The sequence below is a fragment of the Neptunitalea lumnitzerae genome, assembly GCF_027924185.1.
Taxonomy (GTDB): Bacteria; Bacteroidota; Bacteroidia; order Flavobacteriales; family Flavobacteriaceae; genus Neptunitalea; species Neptunitalea lumnitzerae.
Map to the genome: position 1 here is coordinate 691,401 of NZ_BRVO01000001.1, position 20,592 is coordinate 711,992.

Here is a 20,592-nt window from a genome sequence, read left to right on the forward strand (position 1 = left end):
TAGTAAATGAGTTTGTTTCCTTCAGATATAATTTTTGGAGTATCAATGCTTTTGTATACGTTATTTACCAACTTCTTATAATGATTGAATGGTATAAAAACTTCCGGAAACCCGTAATTGACCGATAATCATTTTTATACATCGATAATAGTAATCGTTTGCTGAAAATCAATGATATATGTGTTATATTTAATGGTATACCTAGTACTAACTTTTAAAAATAACATATTATGAAAAAACCAGTAGGATTAGAGAATAATGAAATATCAATAGGTACCGCTGTAGATCGTATTAGCCGTTATGCCAATACAATGACTGCCATTGTAGATATTTATAACGAAGGGAAACCTGAAGAAGAGCGATTGCCAACAGATTTTGTAAAGGGATTTTGGATACCTAAAGATGATATTGAGGGACTCTATAATATGGCAGCTGAGCTAAGAAAATTGAGTGCTATTAGTGGAGATGTTAACGGATGCCGCGTATACTTAGGAATGGACGAAAATTACCAAATGACATTGAGTATTAATGCCACAGAATTTGGGTCGGAAGTAATTGATGATGTGGAGGTGGAGTTATCTAAAGATATTATTGTTGATGGACTGGTGGCTGAAAATGGAGTAGGTTTGGATGAAACATCTACGGGTATTTTTGACTTTATTGAGCCTTGTCCTGAAAATTGTGACCCAAATAGTGTTTTAATGGAGCCATACGCAACCGATGGAGAATGCAAAGATTGTAAATAGGTTATAGCACAAGTAAAAGATTGCTAAAGCGTTTAGTAAAAGCAATCTTTTATTTTTTAAATTAGTGGTACCTAAGCCTAACTAATTTATGCATACACTTATAACTGATCTTTGTTATGTCTTTTTATTGGTAAACAGTATTTTGTTTACTTATTCTTTTATAAGAAACTACACGTCTAAAGTACTACTGTATTTGTTTTTGTACACTGCTGTTATGATGCTCAATCAGTTGGTTATAGGTTATTTACGTAGCAATGGTGTTAATAATTTATGGCTTTCTCATGTTTATTTTTTGGTGCAGTTTATTACCATATCATTAGCGTTTAGACAGCTACAAACAAACCTGTTTATTCGTAAACTGAATAGTGTTCTTCTTATTACCATACCGGTAACTGTAGGGGCAATTTTAGCAATAACCCCCGGAGCTTTCAAAAATTTTAATATTCCGGAAACGTTACTATGCTCTATACCCTTAATTGCCTATTGTGTACATCACCTAATTCAAGCAATAGACGGAAACCAAAGCAAATTGATACTGTTTAGCATTGGCTTGTTTGTGTATCTAGTAAGTAGCACCTTGGTTTTTGTAAGTGCAAAAATTATTGTAGATGATTACTTAGGACAAGGTTTTATTACTCAACTCTGGAAAATTAATAATATAATTTACCTAAGTTATCAGATACTTATAGTTATAGAATGGTATAAAAATTTTAGACGAACTAGCTAGTCTATACTGTAAGTCTTTTAATTAGGTTTATTGTAGTATTTTTGCGTAATTAAGATAGCTGACTTTTTAAAACTACAACCCCAAACCTTTTTGTTGGTATGCATTCGTTACTTATAGATAATCTTGGTTATTTTTTCATGGGTATCAATGCATTGGTATTCTCTTTTTTTACGAAGGGGAAAAGTAGTCCTACGCTTTATTGGTTTAGGTGGTATGCGTGGAGTATTGTACTGGTTCAAATAGTTACGGCTTATTATTCTAGCCATAAAATGAATAACCTTTTCATATCTCATTTTTATTTTAATTTTCAGTTCATTACAGTGTCGCTTATGTTTAAACATTTGATACATAATAAGTTTTTGCGAAAGCTTAATATGTATTTGGTGGTGTTAGTTCCGTTATTTCTAGTACACCAATATGTTTTTAATCCTGAAGATTTTTTCAATATCTATATTGGTGAGGTGTTTTTATGTTCGTTGCCTTTGGTGGCATATGCTGTTTATTACTTGTACAGGTCTATAGAGCTAATGAATAGAAAGTGGATTTTTTTTTCATCGGGGCTATTACTCTACCTACTATCTAGTAGCATTGTTTTTTCAGGGTATGATATCTTGGTGAGAGATCATATAGAGACTCTTAAAAAGTTTAACTTCTGGATACTTAACAATATCATTTATCTCATCTACCAAATAATGGTTACAATTGAGTGGTACGAAAACTTTAGAAAGAATAGGAATCGTAGATATTAGTTTCTAAATCAGTTACGCTTATAGCCAGACTCTGTATTATTAGCTTTTTTTAAATAGCGCTAATAAATATTTATGTAATTTACCGCTTCTAACGGTAGAATTTTATTTACTAACCACACCTACATTTGAGTTTTATGGAAACAACTACTTCTAATGGCTATGCCTTTTTAACTATTGTAATTATAGCGGTGATGTTATTATTGGTTATGGCCTTAACCTTAATATTATTCTTTTACTTATCTAGAAAGAAAGTGGTTAAGAAGGAGTTAGAAAAGCAACAATTGGTTATTGGGCACCAAAAGGAAATGTTATTAGCTGCTATAGAAACACAAGAGGAAGAACGTAAGCGTATAGCGCAAGATTTGCATGATGATATTAGTTCTAAACTAAATGTAGTGTCTTTAAATGCTCAGTTTTTACTAGAGGAAGAAATGGAGGGCGAAGAGTTAAAACAAATGTTAACCCAAGTGCTACAGATTACCAATGCTACATTAGATACTTCAAGAAAGATTGCGCATAATTTATTACCACCTATTTTAGAAAAGTTTGGTTTAGGGGCAGCCATAGAAGAAGTGTGCGAAGAATATCACAAGAGTAAAAAAGTTTCTGTAACTTTAGATAATAAATACCAGACATCTTTTTTGGCTGAGCAAGAAGAGCTTCACGTGTTTCGTATTGTTCAGGAGTTATTAAATAATTCTTTAAAACACGGTAAAGCAACTGAAATTGCAGTAAGTATAGCTACAGATGTTTCTTCAGGGTTAACCTTGGTATATAGAGATAATGGAAAAGGTTTTGATGTTGACAAGGCTATGTTGAAGAAGGGCTTAGGATTACAAAATATTGAAAGCCGTTTAGAGATACTAAAAGGAAACATCAATTACAAAAGTAAGCCTGGAGAGGGTGTTTTGGTAGCCATTAAAATAAACTAGCTATGGAGGGAAAAATTAAAATTGCAGTAACAGACGATGAAACTTTATTTAGAGCAGGAATTCTATTTATTCTAAACAGAGTACCTGAATTTGAGGTGTTGTTTGAAGCTGAGAATGGTGTAGAATTATTAGATAAGTTGGCCGCTTCTGAAGAAAAACCAGATGTTATATTAATGGATATTAAAATGCCTGAAATGAATGGTGTTGAATGCACCAAAACTATTCAGAAGAAATATCCAGATATTAATATTGTAGCCTTAAGTAGCTATGGCGGTAGAGCCTTTATTACCAATATGATAAATGTAGGGGCATCTTCTTATTTGTTAAAAAATACGTCACCTAAAGAAGTAGTAGCTACCATTAAAAAGGTGTACGAAACAGGTTTCCATTACGATCAGTGGGTGCATGAAGTTTTAGATGAAGAAAGGGTGAATGGAAAAGCGGTAAATATAGAAACGGTTTTAAACAATCAGTTATCTAAGCGAGAGCTAGAAATATTAGAGCTTATTTGTAATCAGTATACCAATCACGAAATTGCAGAGAAATTGTTTATTAGTCCGCGTACTGTTGAGGTACACCGTAAAAAACTACTTATAAAAACCGAGTCTAAAAACACAGCTGGCTTAGTAGTATATGGTATACGTAATGAATTAGTACAAGTATCTCCAGATATCTAGTCACAAATATCTTTAGTTAACCTGTAGTTTAAATAATCTTGCTCAGAGTTGGTAACCATTACGGCAGCATCTGTGTTATTTACTTCTATCAAGATAGGAAAGCTAACAGGCGTTCCTGCTTCTGTATAAGAATAAATTCCTTTGATTGTGGTGTCTAATCTTGCTCCCTCAAACGTACCTTTAATACTATCTTTTTCCATAGTGCAGATAGTAAATGTACCTTTAACAGCATCGTCTTCGGTTACAGAATAGTTAAGATTATAAATAGTTCCCAAAGTATCTGCGCTATAACATCCTTTACTTACTACCTCAGGGTTCATGGCTTCTTCTACAGTGTTTACAATACTTGACATATTGGCAGCTTGTAATTCTGTTGTTCTTTTTTTGCTACATGCAATAATACCGCCTAGCAATATTATGCAAACTATCATTACTAACTTTTTCATAATTATCCTTCATTTTTTATAAAGGTAAACTAAGTAGTAGTCTGTAAATGATAAAGTTATGCTTAATAAATCTTAAAATATGTTATTGTTTTCCATTCCATTCATTATAGAACTGTTCTAGAAACTGTTCCATAAAGGCGTGTCTTTGTTCGGCTATTTTCTTACCAGATGCTGTGTTCATTCGGTCTTTAAGCAGTAGTAGTTTTTCGTAGAAATGGTTAATAGTAGGAGCGGTAGATTTTTTATAAGTTTCCTTATCCATGTTTAAATCAGGAGCAATTTCAGGATCGTAGATAGCTCTGTTTTTAAAACCACCATAGTTAAAGGTGCGCGCAATACCAATGGCACCAATGGCATCTAATCTATCGGCGTCTTGTACAATATCCAATTCTTTAGAAGAAAACGTGTTTGTAGTGTTTCCTCCTTTAAACGATATGTTTTCAATGATTTTAATTACATGATCTATTACCTCGGTATCTACCTGTAAAGCAATTAAAAATTCTTTTGCCATTTTAGGGCCCACAGTTTCATCTCCATCATAAAATTTACTGTCGGCAATGTCATGTAATAAAGCACCTAAGGCTACAACCAATACATTATAAGATTCAGGTGCTTCATCCTTCGCTATTAATAAAGAATTTTTAAATACCCGTTGTATATGAAACCAATCATGGCCACCTTCTGCATTGGCTAAAGTTTCTTTTACAAAAGCAATGGTTTGCTCTATAATAGCATCATTTTTCAAAGGAATGGCGTTATGTTAAGCTTCTATTTTACTTTTAACTTCTTCTTCTACCATTGTTATTAAAGTTTCTGTGTCATAGTCTTTAATGGCTAATGGTTTGCCTGTGGTTAGCGTAACTTTATGCCCAATACCCATAGGAAATTTACCGTATTCTAAATTTTTCCATGAGTTGTTTATAGTAAGTGGCACTACATACCCTTCAGGTATTTTTTTAAAGAGCAGTTTGAGTCCGGTTTTTTGAAAAGGCTTTGGTTGTCCGTTTCTACTTCTGGTTCCTTCAGGGAATATAACTGCTGAAAAGTTGTTTTTATTAATATAGCTTCCGAATTCTAAAATTGCAGGCACCGATTGTCTAGAGTCCTTACGGTCTATTAAAACAGAACCACCATGTTTTAGGTTGAAAGAAACACTTGGTATACCTTTACCTAATTCTTTTTTACTAATAAATTTAGGATGGTTTTTACTAAAATACCAAATGATAGGAGGTATGTCATACATACTTTGGTGGTTAGCAACAATTACTAAAGGCTTGTCTTCTGGTATGTCAAAATCGTTTTTAAATTTAACGGTAGTACCCAGTAGTAGTAAACATCTGGTAAGTCCACCATTTAAAATAACTACACTTGTTTTGTGTGCTTTGTACCCAAAAACTTTTAAACAAAACCATTGTATTGGGTGAAATATTACTAGTAGTAACCCAAAAGCTAAAAGGTAAATAACCGTTAACGGATATGCTAAAATTTTTCTCATTAGAATTGTTGTAACTAAAGTTCCAAAAATACTAAAGATTAGTTTTTTGCCTCTATAGAATTTTAAAAAAATATGTTTTACTAGTGAACGCTATATGTTATAAACTAAAAAAGGCTGCAACTGCAGCCTTTTTTATACTTGGTTTTGTTTATTAACAAAACTCGTCATAAGCATCTTTAAGATTGTCAGCAATCATTTCCGCTGGTCTACCTTCAATGTGGTGACGCTCTAACATATGAACCAATTCCCCGTTTCTAAATAACGCCATACTTGGAGATGACGGAGGGAAAGGAACCATATGACTTCTTGCTACATCTGTTGCATCTTTATCTACACCTGCAAAAACAGTTACAATATGATCAGGTTTTTTAGCATTTGCTAAGCTTAATTTAGCACCTGGTCTTGCATTTGCTGCGGCACATCCACAAACTGAGTTTACAACTACTAATGTGGTTCCTTCTTTTGCTAATGCAGCTTCTACTGCTTCTGGTGTATGTAATTCTTCAAACCCTACTTGAGTAAGGTCTTCTCTCATTGGTTTTACTAATTCTGCTGGGTACATAATTATTGCTTTTGTATGGTTTGCAAAATAAAATTCAAAGTTACAAAATTTAAATGTTGTGATAACATAACTTACCCTTACTATAGGGCTTCTATTTTTATTTGTCGTAACTTATTGTTTTCTTTACAAAGAAAAATCAAAAATTACTAGCAGAGCTTCTCAAAAGTCTGATTTTTTGATAGTTAATATAATTGCGTTTTTTTAATGTTCAAACTAGCTATTCTCATTGGTTTAATTTATGTTATTTACAGGCTTAGTTCGGGTTTATCATTGTTTGGTGGTGATACTAATAATGGTGGAGAGCGAATAAAAGTTACCCCGTATGATATTGAATTAAATATATTATCACTTACTTCATTAGTAATAAAGTCTGATGGTTATGTAAACCGGCCAGAGATGGACTTTGTGCGGGCATATTTTGTTCAGAAATATGGAAAAGCAAGAGCCAATGCTACTTTTAAAACCTTTAACGAAACGCTAAAGAATAGAGAGATTACTGCACATAGAGTTTGTTATTTTATATTGCATAAAACCAATTATCAAGAGCGCATAGAAATTATTCAGCTGTTGTTTGGGGTTGCTTTGGCCGATGGTAATGTGAGCCCAAGAGAGGCTTACAAGATTGAAGAAATAGCAGGTTTTTTAAAAATATATAGAGTAGATTTTGAAACTATCAAGAGAATGTATAGTGCTAAATCCAATACTTACCAAAAGCCTGTACCGCCTAATGCGTACAAAGTATTAGACTTAGAAACTAATGCTACCGATGCAGAGGTAAAAACCGCTTACCGTAATTTAGTTAAAAAATATCACCCAGATAAGGTAATTACAGGTAGTGATACCGTGAAGAAAAATGCCGAAATGAACTTTAGAAGAGTTCAAGAAGCCTATGAGCAAATACAAAAGGAACGAGGCTTTTAAATACAAAAAAGGCATTACTATATAGTAATGCCCTTCTGCTTAAAATTTAACTACGTACAAAAAAACGTTTTTTAAAAATTGTAATTTAATACTGCTGCAAATGTTCTAGGATCTGTTTGGTTAATAAACCTAGTTCTGTATGCGTTGTAACCAATGGTATTAAATATATTGTTAGCTAATAGCCTTACATTCCAATGTTCGTTTATAGTGTAGCCTGCTTGTAAATTTACCAAGGTATAAGCTTCTACATAAAAAGGCTTTTGGTTGGGTACAATACCATCATGTGTTACTGCAGTTGCCCAGTCGTTAATTGGTCTTTCACCTGTATAGTATGCACCTGCTCCTAATGATAATCCATCTAAACTACCTTTAAAAGAATAATTAGCGTAAGCATTAAAAGTATGCTTAGGTGTGTTTAATGGTGCCGACCCATATACGTATGATGTGTGTTCTTTGTACTGTGCATCTATATATGAGTATCCGGTAACAACCTCTAGGTTTTCTAAAATTCTACCAGTAAGTTCAACTTCTACCCCTTGTCTTTGGTCGTTACCACCTTGTTGGTAGTATCCAGTTGGGTTCCAGTTTTCATCGTATACAGGTAGGTTAATATTTTTGTTGTTAATTTTAAATAAGGTAAGGTTAAAACGTAAACGACTGTCTAACCAGTTGGTTTTAATACCAGCTTCTAATTGGTCAAAACGCTCATTACCTAATTCGTTTCCATTTACATCTAAACGGGTAGCAGTTCTTGGGTAAGAGCTGTTTGTGTACGATGCAAATACATTTACATTTTTAATAGGGCTAAGTACTAAACCAACTAAAGGGTTAAAAGCATCTGACGATGTAGTTTCAGTTTCAGCAATGGTTTGTGTAGTACTGTATCGAATCCCTAAGAAGGTTTTAACCCAATCATTCCAAGTAATTACATCTTGACCTACAAAACCGGTCGAACGAGATCTAGCTCCTGTTGGGTCAGCATCTGGTAAGCTTACTTCTGGTAATACGTTGCTAATACCTGTAAAAACATTAATAGTATCTAACGTTCTAATAGATTGATTGGTAGTAGAGAATTTAGTAGTTCTGTAATCAAACCCTACTTGAAAGGTGTGTTTAATAGACCCTGTGTAAACATCGTCTCCAATAAGGTCAAATTGTAAAACACTGTTATCATCGTTTCTACTAGAAACACTGTACCCTCTACTTCTTATGTTATAAAAAGTCTCATCGTTTTCTGTAATGGCACCACCAAGTGAAGCTCCTTTATCATCTAAATTTAAAGACGATTTAAAGAATGCACCTTTTAAGGTTAGCTTCTCGCTAATAATTTTATTAAAACGAAGTGAATAACTTGTATTCTGTGTAATTGATTTATCGTTTTTAAAACCTAAAAATTGATCGTGTGGTAAATCGTAGATAGCATTTACATCATTCGGAGCTAAATTAACGGTACCTAAATCTGGTGTACGGCTATCATCAAAATAATCCATTTCAGCGGTAATGGTAGTCGTATTATCAACTCTCCATTCTAACGATGGGTTAATGTAAAAACGTTCAGATGATACACCATGTCTAAAATTATCTGCTCTTTCAAGGGCACCATCTATTCTAAATGCCAATGTTTTCTCTTTGTTAATAGGGCCATATACATCGTAGGTAGCTCTTGTTTGTCCGTAGCTTCCAACTCTTAAAGAGGCAGATCCACCCTTTTGGTACTTAGGTGTTTTGGTTACAATATTAATAACCCCTCCTGGGCTTCCTAAATCGGTAGCAACCCCTTGAGTAATGGCTGCAGCACCTTTAAGTACTTGTATATTATCTACCCCTTGCATATCGGTTAAAACACCTACTCCTCTAAAATCAGAGTTTACTCTAACTCCATTTTTTAGAATAGGAATACCTCTAAACCCACGAGAAGACATACTTTCTCTTTTGTTACCATAGGTAGCAAAGGTGTAAACCCCTGGCACGTTTTTGGTAGCTTCAGAAATAGTTAAAGCACCTTGGTTCTCTATTAATTTTTCAGAAATAACAGATATACTTTGAATTTGTTCGTATGGCTCTAAAGGTAAACGTGTAAGTGCTTCTATTTTATCTGGGTGTTTGTATCGGTCTCCAAAAACTTCAACGTCATCTAGTTCAGTATCGGCATTTAGTTGAACGTTTACGTTGTTTTGTGTTGCTTGGTTTACTACCAAATGAAGTGTTGTTGTTTTAAAACCAACAGCACTTATTAATAGATTGTGCGTGCCGTAGGGTACTTGAGAAAGTGTAAACAATCCTTCGGCATTTGCCGCATTACCATTTTTAGTGTTTTGAATGTACACGTTTGCATAAGGGATTGGGGCTCCATTAGTATCGGTTACTTTCCCTGTAATTACAGATGTTTGCGCGTTAGAAATGAGTGCTGTGAAGAGCAACGCAAAAGCTACAAGCGATTTCATATTTGTTCTTATTTAGATTCATTAAAAAAAGCGACGCAAAAATAATAGCAATTACAAAACCAGCCTAATTTATTTAGATTAAATTTAATTAAAAATAAGAGAGTCGAGTTTTATTGTAAGATTTCAACATTAAATTGTAGTTTTGACCTTCTGCTAACTAACATTAGAAATGGATCAGTTCTTATTTTACTTACAATTAGGTTTTAACCATGTATTAGACATTCAAGCCTACGATCATGTATTATTTTTTGCGGCTTTGGTGGTGCCGTATTTGTTTAAAGATTGGAAACGCGTGCTATTATTAGTAACCTTATTTACCATAGGGCATACGCTAACCTTAATTTTAGCAGTGTATAATTTTATAAATGTAAATGGAGCCTACGTAGAGTTTTTGATACCTATAACCATTTTTATTACAGCCTTGTATAATGTATTTACTGCAGGTAAATCTGTGAGTAGTAATAAAATTAATTTGGTGGTTTTTACTAGTTTGTTTTTCGGCTTAATTCATGGGTTAGGATTTTCAAGATACTTTAAACAAATAGTTGCTGGCGATAGTGCTAAGCTTGTAAAATCTTTGGAGTTTGCTTTAGGGGTAGAGGCAGCACAAATAATTGTTGCTTTTGCCATATTGTTATTAGGAGTACTGGTACAAACTATATTTAGGTTTAACAGAAGAGATTGGGTAATGGTGCTCTCTTCCATTATTATAGGTATGGTAATTCCTATGCTTATAAATACCTATCCGTTTTAAAGGGTTGTTTGAGAGGCTATTTCTGTTTATCTTCGTTAGAATTAGAAAGAGTCAAAAATTTTTAGGCATCCTTTTTGATATACTTATTAAACAAGCATTACATGGTTGAAGAAAAGCAGCTACGCTATGATAAGGCGTACTTAAGAATGGCAGCAGAATGGGGTAAGTTGTCTCATTGCAACAGAAAAAAGGTAGGTGCAATTATTGTAAAAGACCGAATGATTATTTCAGATGGATATAATGGTACTCCTACAGGTTTTGAAAACTATTGTGAAGATGACGAAGGATATACTAAATGGTATGTTTTACACGCCGAAGCCAATGCTATTTTAAAAGTTGCAGCATCTACACAATCTTGTGAAGGGGCTACTTTATATATTACGTTATCTCCTTGTAAAGAGTGTAGTAAGCTGGTGCACCAAGCAGGTATAACCCGTGTTGTATATGTAAATGCTTATAAAGATGATGCTGGTTTAAAATTTTTAGCTAAAGCTGGCGTTCAATTAGAACATATACCAAATATAGAAGAGTAAGACTATGAAAAAAAGAACGTATCTCATTCCCATTTTTATTGCAGTGGCACTGGCCGCCGGTATTTTAATTGGTAGCAAGATGCGTTTTAGTGATAGTGCTCAGCTCTTTTTTACTTCTAACTCTAAAAAAGATAAGCTTAACAAGCTTATAGATTACATAGATCATGAGTATGTAGATGATGTGAATACCGATAGCATTGTAGATATTACCGTAAACAACATCTTGGCAAAGCTAGATCCGCACTCGGTGTACATACCAAACTCTCAAACCGAATTATTGGCAGAAAACATGAAGGGCGAGTTTGAAGGTGTAGGTATTAGTATTATGATGTTGAACGATACTTTGGCTGTTACCAGAATTTTAGAAGATACCCCTGCTGAGGAACGTGGTATTTTAGCTGGTGATAGAATTTTAATGGCAGATAAAGATACACTTTACGGAAAAGGGTATACCAGAGGGTATGTAATTAGCAAATTAAAAGGGAATTCTGGTGAACCTGTTACGCTAAAAGTATATAGAAAAACTACAGATGAGATTATAGATATTTCTTTAAATAGGGCGCCGGTACCTTTAAAAAGTGTAGATGCCTTTTTTATGATTGATGATGTTGGCTATATTAAGGTAAACCGATTTGCAGAAAGTACGTATAAGGAATTTAGAACGGCTTTAACCCTTTTAAAGCATAACGGAGCTAAAGCTATTGCTTTAGATTTACGTGATAATCCTGGTGGCTATATGGAAATGGCAGAGCATATTGCCGATGAGTTTCTTAGAAAAGGTAGACTTATTGTATTTACCCGAAATAAAAAGGGAGAAGAAACACAGGTTTTTGCTACCGATAAAGGTGATTTTGAAGATGGACAAGTATATGTACTGATTAATGAAAACTCTGCATCGGCTAGTGAAATAGTAGCTGGGGCTTTACAAGATAATGATGTGGGTACCATTGTGGGTAGACGCTCTTTTGGAAAAGGATTGGTACAAAGAGAAATGCCATTGCCAGATGGTTCTGCAGTTAGGCTTACTATTGCACGTTATTATACACCTACCGGAAGATCTATTCAGCGTTCTTATAAAGATGGCATGCAAGACTACTATGATGATTTTCAGAAACGTTATGAGAGTGGTGAGTTGCAGTATGCAGATAGTATTAAGGTAGCAGACTCATTACGATTTACTACACCTAAAGGAAAAGTAGTATATGGCGGTGGTGGTATTATACCAGATGTTTTTGTACCGCTGGAAACATCTGTTTACAAAGATCATTTAAACTATATACTAGGTTCTGAATTAGTGTCTACATATATTTTTGAATATTTAGATGATAAGCGAGCAGATTTTAGCGGTATGAGTCAAGATGATTTTGTAAAGAATTATACGGTAACTGACGATGCTTTCACTGGATTTCAAGAATACCTATACGATAATGATTTTGGTTTTGATATTTCAGAATACAAATATGAAGTAGGAAAGGCTTTAAAAGCGTCTATTGCACACCAAATATATGGTGATAATGCATATTATAGAGTGCTTAAAAGTGACGATACTATGCTACAGAAAGTGTTAGAGCTGTATTATACCTCAGACTCTGAAGAGTAATTCTTGATAATTAAATGTTTCGTAAGCTAGCGCGGAGGATGGTACTATAGTTGTTTTTTATCGTGCACTTGTACTGGGGCTCCGTTGTTCCAAGAGGTTAATACATCTATGGCTACTTGTGCTCCACTACCCATAGCAATAGGAAGTTGGCTGGTCCAACCAGCTAAAGAACCTGCTACATACAAACCATCGGTTACTTTATGGTTTTCATTTTTTAATTGAATGCGCTCTTTTTCAGGGTTGGCTCTTTCGTGTGGCACCACGTAATCCATCAATCCTTCTATGTGAAATAAATTGGTGTTCCCGAGTGCTACTACAATTTGGTTGGCAGTATAGGTGTTTTTATTAGTAGTAATGGTAAAGTTGTTTATAGTGCCGTCTACTTTAGTAACTTTTTCCTTCTCAATTTGATGTACATGTGGGTATAAGCTAGTTAATTGCTCTTTTCCCATTACCAGTATATCCTCACCTTCGGTTTCAGGCGATAGCCCCAAAACGTTATTAAATAGTGCAGTTTGTAAATGAGAAGCTTTTTGGTGCATAACTATACCAACGCTCTTCTGGGTAGCAAAAGGTTTGTTTTTGGCTGAGCCTAATAACAGCGCACATTGCATACCAGCAGCCCCACCCCCTATAATAAGTACATCAAAATGTTGCATTACTGGTCTTTTAGTTTTTCTGCTATTTTTTTAGAAGTTTGTAAAATCAGCATTAAAACAATAGCACATAACGAGGCTAGTATGCCTACTAATGCAATAGAACTATCACCTTCAAAAGGAGCGTTTAAGCTTACTTTAGTAGCATTAAAACCAATAAATACAATGGCTAAGAATATAACTGTAATAGTGAAAAATTTCATAAACGATATTTTAAAATAATCCGGTTACGTTAGAGGCAAATAATTTTACCGCTATTGCCAACAAAATTACACCAAATATTTTACGTATAACCCCTAAACCAGATTTTCCAAGTACCTTTTCTATTTTTCCTGAAGATTTTAACACTATATATACAAAAACCATATTTATAAAAATAGCCACAATAATATTAGCTACTTCATATTCTGCACGTAACGATAATAATGTGGTCATAGTACCAGCACCAGCAATAAGTGGAAATGCAATAGGTACAATAGAAGCTGTTTCTGGGGCATCATCTTTATGTAAGGTTATCCCTAAAATCATTTCAATGGCTAAAAAGAACAGGATGAAAGCACCTGCCACTGCAAATGAATTTACATCTATACCAATTAGTTTTAAAATTTCATCTCCTACAAATAAGAAAGCAATCATAATAAAAAGAGAAACTATAGAGGCTTTCTCTGATTGTACATGACCTACTTTAGCACGTAGATTTACAATAATAGGAATACTACCTATAATATCTATTACAGAAAAGAGTACCATGGTAGCTGTTACAATTTGTTTTAAATCAAATGACATAATAACTTCTTTTTAAAAAATAGCCCGCAAAAGTATTAAAAATGCAATTACCTAAATGTTATATTAATCTAAAATATGAATTAATTAATTTAAATGGTGTTGATTGTAATTTTAACTTATATTTGAAGCATGTTTCAGATAGATAAAACCATAGTTTCAGAGGAGATTATTTCGCAAGATTTTGTGTGTAATTTAACCGCATGTAAAGGTGCATGTTGTATTGATGGAGAAGCGGGTGCCCCGTTAGAAGATGAGGAAACTACCATCTTAGAAGAAGTGTACCCTAAAGTAAAACCATATTTAAGACCAGAAGGTATTAAAGCTATTGAAGCGCAAGGTACTTTTGTAAAAGGTGTTGATGGAGAATGGGAAACACCACTTATTGATGGGGCAGATTGTGCGTATGTTATTTTTGATAAAAAAGGAACTGCACTTTGTGCTTTAGAAGAAGCTTATAACCAAGGAGATATTTCATGGAAAAAGCCAGTCTCTTGTGAGTTATATCCGGTGCGTGTTAATGAGTATAGTTCATTTTCGGCGGTTAACTATCATAAATGGCATATTTGTGACGATGCATGTACATTAGGGAAGGAGTTACAAGTGCCTATTTATAAATTTGTAAAGGCTGCTTTAATTAGAAAGTTTGGTGAAGCTTGGTATAACGAATTGGAAGAGGTAGCTGAAGCTTGGAAGAATAGATAGTTTTACTATATTTATAAGATAATTAGGTATTAAATTCAACACAAAATGAGAAAAATAGCCCCCTTGAATGTTGTTGGTAGTGTGATGTTAGTACTTACGTTGGTTTCTTGTTCTGCCATCTCAGAAATCTTAGGAAAGGAACAAGTTGTTAAAACAAATAACAAGCAACGCTTGGCTTATTACAACAACTTTTTAAAAGATACCCTTGACTATGGTATTTATATTCATACCTTAAAAAACAAACAGGCTTTGTTAGAAACCAAGGAGAAGTTTGCTGGTTTTCCTGAGGCTTATGTTTTTGATAGTTCTAGCAAAAAAGGCTTTTTTGTATCTACTAATAGTGCTTCTGTAGAGGTGTCTGCTATAAACCAGCAGTTATTAGATAGTCTTACCGCAATTGATTTTAGCTTGTTGCAAGATTTTAGAAAGTTAGTGCTTACCAAAACAGAAACGGTATATGCACATGACAATTTCATGATGCGAGAGCACCAAAATCAGCACTTAGATGTGTATTTATTGTGTAATACCAAAGTAGGTAAAAAGGAACTGAAGAACCTTCAGAACCTTCAAGACCTAAATGATATTGCTACAATTCATATTTTAGATTTAAGTATAGAGGCTAACTAATGCTTGTTGATAAAAGCAATGGTTAGGTCGGCTACGTTTTGTAAATCTCCTGGTAATTCATTAGTATCCCAAGGGTGTTTACCGCCAAATACATGATCTCCGTTAGGTATAACGTCTAGTGTTGCATGTGATGGATTCCATTTTTTCATGTTTTCTGCTTCCCATAGCGGTACGGTAGCATCGGCATCACCATGTACCAATAATACTGGTATGGTTAACTTCTGCATGGCTCTTTTAATATTTAGGCGTTCTCTATTTTCTATAAAGTTTTTGTAAAACTGATAGTAGTGCGGCATTTTTTGTTTGGTTCTAGAGTTTTCTACATACCCAACGCCTCTTAGTTTCCATACAAAACGTTTAAAACCTTTAGGAAATCTGCTTTCAAAGTCGCTTACTCCTGCCCATGAAACTAATTTATTAACGCGCGCATCTTCTGCAGCATAGACAGTAATAATTCCACCTCCTCTAGAGTGTCCTATGATGGTAATATTATCTGTGTCTATTTCTTCTGCATACGGATGGTCTGGGCTAGTAACCCAATCCATAACGGTTTGTATATCGTCTAATTCTTTTATGTAGTTATTATTACCAAAAGCCTCTAGGTCAGGAAAATCAATAGGTTGTTCCACCGTGCCTCCGTTGTGAGAAAAATTAAACTTTAAAAAGCACATTCCTGCTTCAGCAAATTTTTCTGCTGCCAAATACCAACAGCCCCAATCTTTAAAGCCTTTATAACCATGTACAAATAGTACCAAAGGTTTTTTTTCTCCATTGGTTTTAATGGTTATATCGGCAAGTATAGGTTTGGTATGTTTACCTTCTAATATAAATTCTTCTTTTGTCATATAGCTAAATTTCTTTTTCTTCAAACGGAATCTCCGGATTCATAATTTCTCTTATCAGGTTGTGTAGTTGTATCTCAAAAGCCTTTAGTGTCTCTTGTGTTATCATACTATCTTTTTTAGCTCTAGCAGCTCTTTTGTCTTTGATACAAAATGGTAAAAAGCCTGCTTGTAAATTTTTGAAAGATATGATACCCGCAGTGGCTGAGGTAAAAGGTACTTTGTCATATCTCATATATGCATAAGCTAACACCTGAAAAGCCTTGCTATAGGTGTATTCATCAATAATTTCTCCCCAGTCAATTATTTCTACGTGTTTGTTTTCTACACGGCCCGATTTATAATCTACAATACGTAACTGCCCATCTACTTCATCTACACGGTCTACTTTTCCTTTCAGTATAATGGGGGTATGTATTCCGTCTATGTGAATGGGCACTCTATAATTACCTTCTATGGTTATTATTTTTAGGGTATGGTTGCTAACTAGTTCCTCTTCATGTTCTAAGAAGCGTTTTACATAAGCCTTAGCTACATTGTAAATTAAAAGGTTTTTCCCTTTACTATATTCAGCACCTTTGTATACTTCTTTAAACTGATTGATTAATTCTACTTCAAAGTTTTTTTGAAAAGCTTTGATATCATCAGTGGTAACAAATTTGTTTTCAAAAGGTTTGTAAAGGTTCTCAAGGGTGTTATGTATTATAGTACCCAAAGTATTAGCAGCAATAGTTTCTTCAACCTCTTCTTGCTGGTTAATACCTAGTACAGATTGCAAATAAAAATCTAGCGGATTGCGTACATAGTTGGTTAAACTACTAGGCGAAAATCCTTTGCCGGCAATTTCTTTTAAACGCTCTACTAAAGCAGCATCTTTAGCAATACATTTTTCTTGCGTATATAAATGTATATTAGGTGATGCTATGCTATGCGAAATATGATGTTTAGGCATAGGCTCTGTTTCTAATTGCATAATAAACCTACTTTTTTCCCCGCCTTTTAAGGCGTCTGCAATTTCAGTGTTGTATAGTAGATATATATTTTTTGCCCTTTGTAACAAGCGGTAAAAGTGGTAGGTGTATACGGCATCTTTTTCTTTGTAGGTAGGCATTTCTAAAAGCGTCTTTATATCAAACGGAATAAAAGAGTTGTTGCTTTTCCCTGAGGGTAAAATACCTTCGTTAACAGAGGTGAGTATAACCGTTTCAAAATCTAAATTTCTGCTTTCAAGCATCCCCATTATTTGTAGTCCGTCTAGTGGTTCTCCTTGAAAATCTAATGTTTCAGTACTTATCAACTCTTTATAAATACCATACAGTGTTTTAATATTGTTTATATAGGTGCTGCTACGACAATAGTCTAACAATTGATTAAATAAATTGTAGAAGCGGTATAAGTACTCTAGCTCTAGCCTGTATAGCTGCTTATCTTCTTCGTAAAATGATTTTAATGAAGCTATGATGTTAAAGCAATTATCTAATAACTCTAGCGGACCTACTTGGGTTTGCTCTCTAAACAAATATTGTAGCGCATCTGGAGTTTCTTCTGTCCAGAGTTGTATTTGCCCTGGGCTTATTTGAATTTTATTGTTTGCCTGAATATGTTGTATAATATTATTAGCGGCATTACCCAATAATTGTCTGGAGCAGTTATGAGTTAATAAGTTAATAACATCTTTAAAATACCACGTAGGTTTTTGATGCACGTATAACTGAAAATATAATGAAAACAACGTAGCTAAAGGTACTTCAGATAAAGGGAGCCCCATAGTAATGTTTACCTGCTGAATTTGTTCAGGTACTTCATTAAGTACAGGAGATAACAGGCTTTCATCTCCTAATACCACTACGGTATTTTTTAAACTGGTTTGAATGTTGAGGTCACTCAGCAGATTACCTACATATTTAGCTTGTCCTACGTTTTTCGGTATTCCTACTAAATGAATGTTTTTTTCATTTTCAAACTCATTGTAAATCCAATTTGGTGTGTGGGTTTTAAAATATTTCCAACTGTTCAGGTGTTTTCTAATAAACAGCCCTGCATCATGCTCTTTATCTGATAGAAATTGATGGTCAATATCCCAAAATATTTTGGTATTACCATGCTCTAGCAGTTCCTGAATAATTTTTTCTTCAGCTTTGTTAAGGGCATTAAAACCAACAAATATGTGTTGCGTTTGTGTGTTAGAGGTAAGGTAATGTTCAAGGTTTTCAATAGCTTCTTTATAAATCATCCCTTGATACCCAATCCCTTGTTTTGATAGTATTTCTTTAAATTTAAAATAGTAATCTCCTAAACCATTCCAGAACTTTATGTAGTTTTTCTGTAGCTCTGTTTTTTCTTCTTCTAAAGACCAGTGGTTAAGTTCTTTTATAGAGGCTAGGTACGGAAATATAGTATCTGGTTGTACTAAGTAGCGGTCAATTTCATTAAAGTCTTGTAATAAAATTTGTCCCCATTTAGAAAAGCTATAAAAGTCTTCAGGTTCATTTTTTTCAATAGATAAGTACGTGGTGTAAAGCTCAAATAATAACTGAATATTATTGGCATACTTTAAACCAGATATATTTTCTATAAAAGATTCAATACTTACAAATTGAGGTGCAAAACCTGTTTTTTTAAACTGTTTTAAAAAAGCATCTTTTAAAAAAACACCTGCTCTTTTACTGGGTAAAATAAAGGTGATGTTTTCTACATTTTCATGCGTTTCTAATATATTGCTAACTACCTCTTTTAAAAAACTTTTCATTTTATAAAAATAAAAAACGCTCCGTTAATCGGAGCGTTTTTCTATAATTGTTTATTAACTAGTACTTATTTTACTAAGTTAATTTCTACACGTCTGTTGTTAGCTCTACCAGCTCTGGTTTTGTTAGTGTCTATTGGTTTAGACTCACCATAACCTTTAGCAGATAATCTGAACTCTTCAATACCATGAGAAGTTAAGTACTCTTTTACAGAAAGAGCTCTAGACTCAGATAATTTTTGGTTGTTAGCTTCGCTACCAACGCTATCTGTATGACCTTCAACTGTAAACTTAGCTGTTGGGTACTCTCCTAAAATTTCAATAATGTTTTCTAAAACTTCTTGAGATTGTGCTTGGATAGAAGATTTACCAGTATCAAATAAGATAGTTTTAGCATACTCATTTAATTGTTTCTGAACAACTTCTGTTACTTCAGGACAACCTTTGTTAGCTACAGTACCAGCAACATTAGGACATTGATCATCTTTGTCTAATACACCGTCACCATCAGTATCTGGCCATGGACATCCACCGTTAGCAAGTGGTCCAGCTTCGTTAGGACATTTATCGTCTGCGTCAGCAATACCATCACCGTCAGCATCAGGACAACCGTTTAATGATTTTAAACCTGGTACTTTAGGACATTTGTCATCTTTATCAGCAACACCGTCACCGTCAGAATCAGGACATCCCATAAATTCTTCTAAACCAGCTTCATTAGGACAAGCATCTTTAGCATCTTCAATACCGTCACCATCAGAGTCAGGACAACCATTGAATTCTACTAAACCTGGTACTTCAGGACAAGCATCTTCTCTGTCATAGATACCGTCACCGTCTGTATCTTTACCACCAAATTTAAAGATGATACCAGCCATGTGTTGGAAGTGAGGTAAACCATCATCTCCAAAAGCATGTTTGTAACCAGACTGTACGTTAATACCAACGTTTTCTCCTAACCAGAAGTTAAGACCTAATGCTCCGTTAGCAGTTGGTGCACCTACAGTTTCGCTAGTTCCACCATAGTTTGGTAAACCAGGAGCAGATGTAATCCAAGTGTAACCACCACCTACTTCAACGTAAGGCTCAATAGTAGTCATTTTAGTAAAGCTGAATCTACCAAAAGCATCAGCACCATAATATTTTAAGTCGTTTACTCCCATATCACCATAATGTTTGATGTTATTAAGAGTTCCTCTAACTCCAACAGAAAAGTTACTACCAACGTATCTAGATACTGAAAAAGCAGATACAGCAGGTAAAGTACTCCAGTGATCAGTTACGTTAAAATACTCTGAAAACCAATTACCAACTTGTCCGTTAGCATTGGTAGGGTAGAAATCTACTGCGTTAACTCCTAAACCTACAGCCCAAGGGTTGTTTTCGTCCTGAGCATGTAAACTGTTTACTCCTACGCATAGTACTAAAACTAAAAGTAGTGTGTTTAAATGTTTCATATTAATTTTTTGATTTAAGTTAATTATAAGCAATTTTATCAGGTAATTACTGTTAAATTATGAGTGCAAATATATACCTTTTTTTAATGGATAGCATTTAGAACCCCTATAGATTAAGATAATATTAAGATTTTATAACTTTAAATTATCAATTAAGGGGGTTATTGTTGCAATTATTAAAGGGGGTGCG

At 34.1% G+C, this 20,592-nt stretch carries 22 protein-coding genes; 11 read left to right on the top strand and 11 right to left on the bottom strand.

What is annotated here, in order from left to right:
- Window positions 1-230: 230 nt before the first annotated feature.
- The 5 genes from Y10_RS03095 (at window position 231) to Y10_RS03115 (ending at window position 3,831) form a co-directional block, all read left to right on the top strand.
- The gene (locus tag Y10_RS03095; RefSeq protein ID WP_281763902.1) at window positions 231-746 is read left to right on the top strand and encodes a hypothetical protein; all 516 of its coding nucleotides are present in this window, start codon (window positions 231-233) and stop codon (window positions 744-746) included.
- 88 nt (window positions 747-834) lie between these two features.
- Complete coding sequence (locus tag Y10_RS03100) at window positions 835-1,473, top strand: hypothetical protein (protein ID WP_281763903.1); 639 nt, start codon at window positions 835-837, stop codon at window positions 1,471-1,473.
- Between the two features lie 98 nt (window positions 1,474-1,571).
- Entirely contained in the window at window positions 1,572-2,222 is a 651-nt protein-coding gene (locus tag Y10_RS03105) for a hypothetical protein (protein WP_281763904.1), read from the top strand.
- 134 nt (window positions 2,223-2,356) lie between these two features.
- Window positions 2,357-3,154 carry a sensor histidine kinase gene (locus Y10_RS03110; RefSeq protein ID WP_281763905.1) on the top strand — a complete coding sequence of 266 codons (798 nt, stop codon included), beginning with the start codon at window positions 2,357-2,359 and terminating at the stop codon, window positions 3,152-3,154.
- Between the two features lie 2 nt (window positions 3,155-3,156).
- The gene (locus tag Y10_RS03115) at window positions 3,157-3,831 is read left to right on the top strand and encodes a response regulator transcription factor (protein WP_281763906.1); all 675 of its coding nucleotides are present in this window, start codon (window positions 3,157-3,159) and stop codon (window positions 3,829-3,831) included.
- Here Y10_RS03115 and Y10_RS03120 read toward each other — a convergent pair.
- From Y10_RS03120 to Y10_RS03135, 4 genes are all read right to left on the bottom strand, one after another.
- Window positions 3,828-4,277: a hypothetical protein gene (locus tag Y10_RS03120; protein WP_281763907.1), complete on the bottom strand. Its 450-nt coding sequence runs from the start codon at window positions 4,275-4,277 to the stop codon at window positions 3,828-3,830. The two genes, Y10_RS03115 and Y10_RS03120, sit on opposite strands and share 4 nt — an antisense overlap.
- Before the next feature lie 82 nt (window positions 4,278-4,359).
- Window positions 4,360-5,022 carry an HD domain-containing protein gene (locus Y10_RS03125; protein ID WP_281763908.1) on the bottom strand — a complete coding sequence of 221 codons (663 nt, stop codon included), beginning with the start codon at window positions 5,020-5,022 and terminating at the stop codon, window positions 4,360-4,362.
- 15 nt (window positions 5,023-5,037) lie between these two features.
- Window positions 5,038-5,772 carry a lysophospholipid acyltransferase family protein gene (locus Y10_RS03130; protein ID WP_281763909.1) on the bottom strand — a complete coding sequence of 245 codons (735 nt, stop codon included), beginning with the start codon at window positions 5,770-5,772 and terminating at the stop codon, window positions 5,038-5,040.
- A gap of 151 nt (window positions 5,773-5,923) precedes the next feature.
- Entirely contained in the window at window positions 5,924-6,334 is a 411-nt protein-coding gene (locus Y10_RS03135) for a BrxA/BrxB family bacilliredoxin (protein WP_281763910.1), read from the bottom strand.
- Between the two features lie 204 nt (window positions 6,335-6,538).
- On the opposite strand from Y10_RS03135, the gene Y10_RS03140 reads away from it, so the two are divergent.
- Window positions 6,539-7,255, top strand: coding sequence for a molecular chaperone DjiA (locus Y10_RS03140; RefSeq protein ID WP_281763911.1), 717 nt, complete (start codon window positions 6,539-6,541; stop codon window positions 7,253-7,255).
- Window positions 7,256-7,326: 71 nt separating this feature from the next.
- On the opposite strand, the gene Y10_RS03145 is transcribed toward Y10_RS03140, so the two are convergent.
- Entirely contained in the window at window positions 7,327-9,699 is a 2,373-nt protein-coding gene (locus Y10_RS03145; protein WP_281763912.1) for a TonB-dependent receptor, read from the bottom strand.
- Between the two features lie 169 nt (window positions 9,700-9,868).
- On the opposite strand from Y10_RS03145, the gene Y10_RS03150 reads away from it, so the two are divergent.
- From Y10_RS03150 to Y10_RS03160, 3 genes are all read left to right on the top strand, one after another.
- Window positions 9,869-10,453, top strand: a complete 585-nt coding sequence (locus Y10_RS03150) for a HupE/UreJ family protein (RefSeq protein ID WP_281763913.1) — start codon at window positions 9,869-9,871, stop codon at window positions 10,451-10,453.
- Window positions 10,454-10,554: 101 nt separating this feature from the next.
- Window positions 10,555-10,986, top strand: a complete 432-nt coding sequence (locus Y10_RS03155) for a deoxycytidylate deaminase (protein ID WP_281763914.1) — start codon at window positions 10,555-10,557, stop codon at window positions 10,984-10,986.
- A gap of 4 nt (window positions 10,987-10,990) precedes the next feature.
- A complete protein-coding gene (locus tag Y10_RS03160; RefSeq protein ID WP_281763915.1) occupies window positions 10,991-12,586 on the top strand; it encodes a S41 family peptidase in 1,596 nt (531 codons plus the stop codon).
- Between the two features lie 44 nt (window positions 12,587-12,630).
- Here Y10_RS03160 and Y10_RS03165 read toward each other — a convergent pair whose 3' ends face one another.
- From Y10_RS03165 to Y10_RS03175, 3 genes are read right to left on the bottom strand one after another with little or no spacing between them, the layout of a single operon-like run.
- Complete coding sequence (locus tag Y10_RS03165) at window positions 12,631-13,245, bottom strand: FAD-dependent oxidoreductase (RefSeq protein WP_281763916.1); 615 nt, start codon at window positions 13,243-13,245, stop codon at window positions 12,631-12,633.
- Window positions 13,245-13,445 carry a hypothetical protein gene (locus Y10_RS03170; protein ID WP_281763917.1) on the bottom strand — a complete coding sequence of 67 codons (201 nt, stop codon included), beginning with the start codon at window positions 13,443-13,445 and terminating at the stop codon, window positions 13,245-13,247. The genes Y10_RS03165 and Y10_RS03170 overlap by 1 nt, the downstream gene beginning before the upstream one ends.
- Before the next feature lie 10 nt (window positions 13,446-13,455).
- On the bottom strand, window positions 13,456-14,028 hold the full coding sequence (locus Y10_RS03175; RefSeq protein ID WP_281763918.1) for a MarC family protein: 573 nt from the start codon (window positions 14,026-14,028) through the stop codon (window positions 13,456-13,458).
- A gap of 129 nt (window positions 14,029-14,157) precedes the next feature.
- Here Y10_RS03175 and Y10_RS03180 point away from each other — a divergent pair, with 129 nt between their 5' ends.
- The gene (locus Y10_RS03180; protein ID WP_281763919.1) at window positions 14,158-14,730 is read left to right on the top strand and encodes a DUF3109 family protein; all 573 of its coding nucleotides are present in this window, start codon (window positions 14,158-14,160) and stop codon (window positions 14,728-14,730) included.
- Between the two features lie 45 nt (window positions 14,731-14,775).
- The gene (locus tag Y10_RS03185) at window positions 14,776-15,357 is read left to right on the top strand and encodes a hypothetical protein (protein ID WP_281763920.1); all 582 of its coding nucleotides are present in this window, start codon (window positions 14,776-14,778) and stop codon (window positions 15,355-15,357) included.
- Here the strand turns inward: Y10_RS03185 and Y10_RS03190 are convergent.
- The 3 genes from Y10_RS03190 to Y10_RS03200 all read right to left on the bottom strand — a co-directional run bounded on the left by Y10_RS03190 (window position 15,354) and on the right by Y10_RS03200 (window position 20,402).
- Window positions 15,354-16,202, bottom strand: a complete 849-nt coding sequence (locus tag Y10_RS03190; protein WP_281763921.1) for an alpha/beta hydrolase family protein — start codon at window positions 16,200-16,202, stop codon at window positions 15,354-15,356. The two genes, Y10_RS03185 and Y10_RS03190, sit on opposite strands and share 4 nt — an antisense overlap.
- Window positions 16,203-16,206: 4 nt before the next feature.
- Entirely contained in the window at window positions 16,207-18,948 is a 2,742-nt protein-coding gene (locus Y10_RS03195) for a PD-(D/E)XK nuclease family protein (protein WP_281763922.1), read from the bottom strand.
- A 65-nt stretch (window positions 18,949-19,013) separates the two neighbouring features.
- Window positions 19,014-20,402 (bottom strand): OmpA family protein, encoded by a 1,389-nt coding sequence (locus Y10_RS03200; RefSeq protein ID WP_281763923.1) that lies wholly within the window; start codon window positions 20,400-20,402, stop codon window positions 19,014-19,016.
- Between the last annotated feature and the right edge of the window lie 190 nt (window positions 20,403-20,592).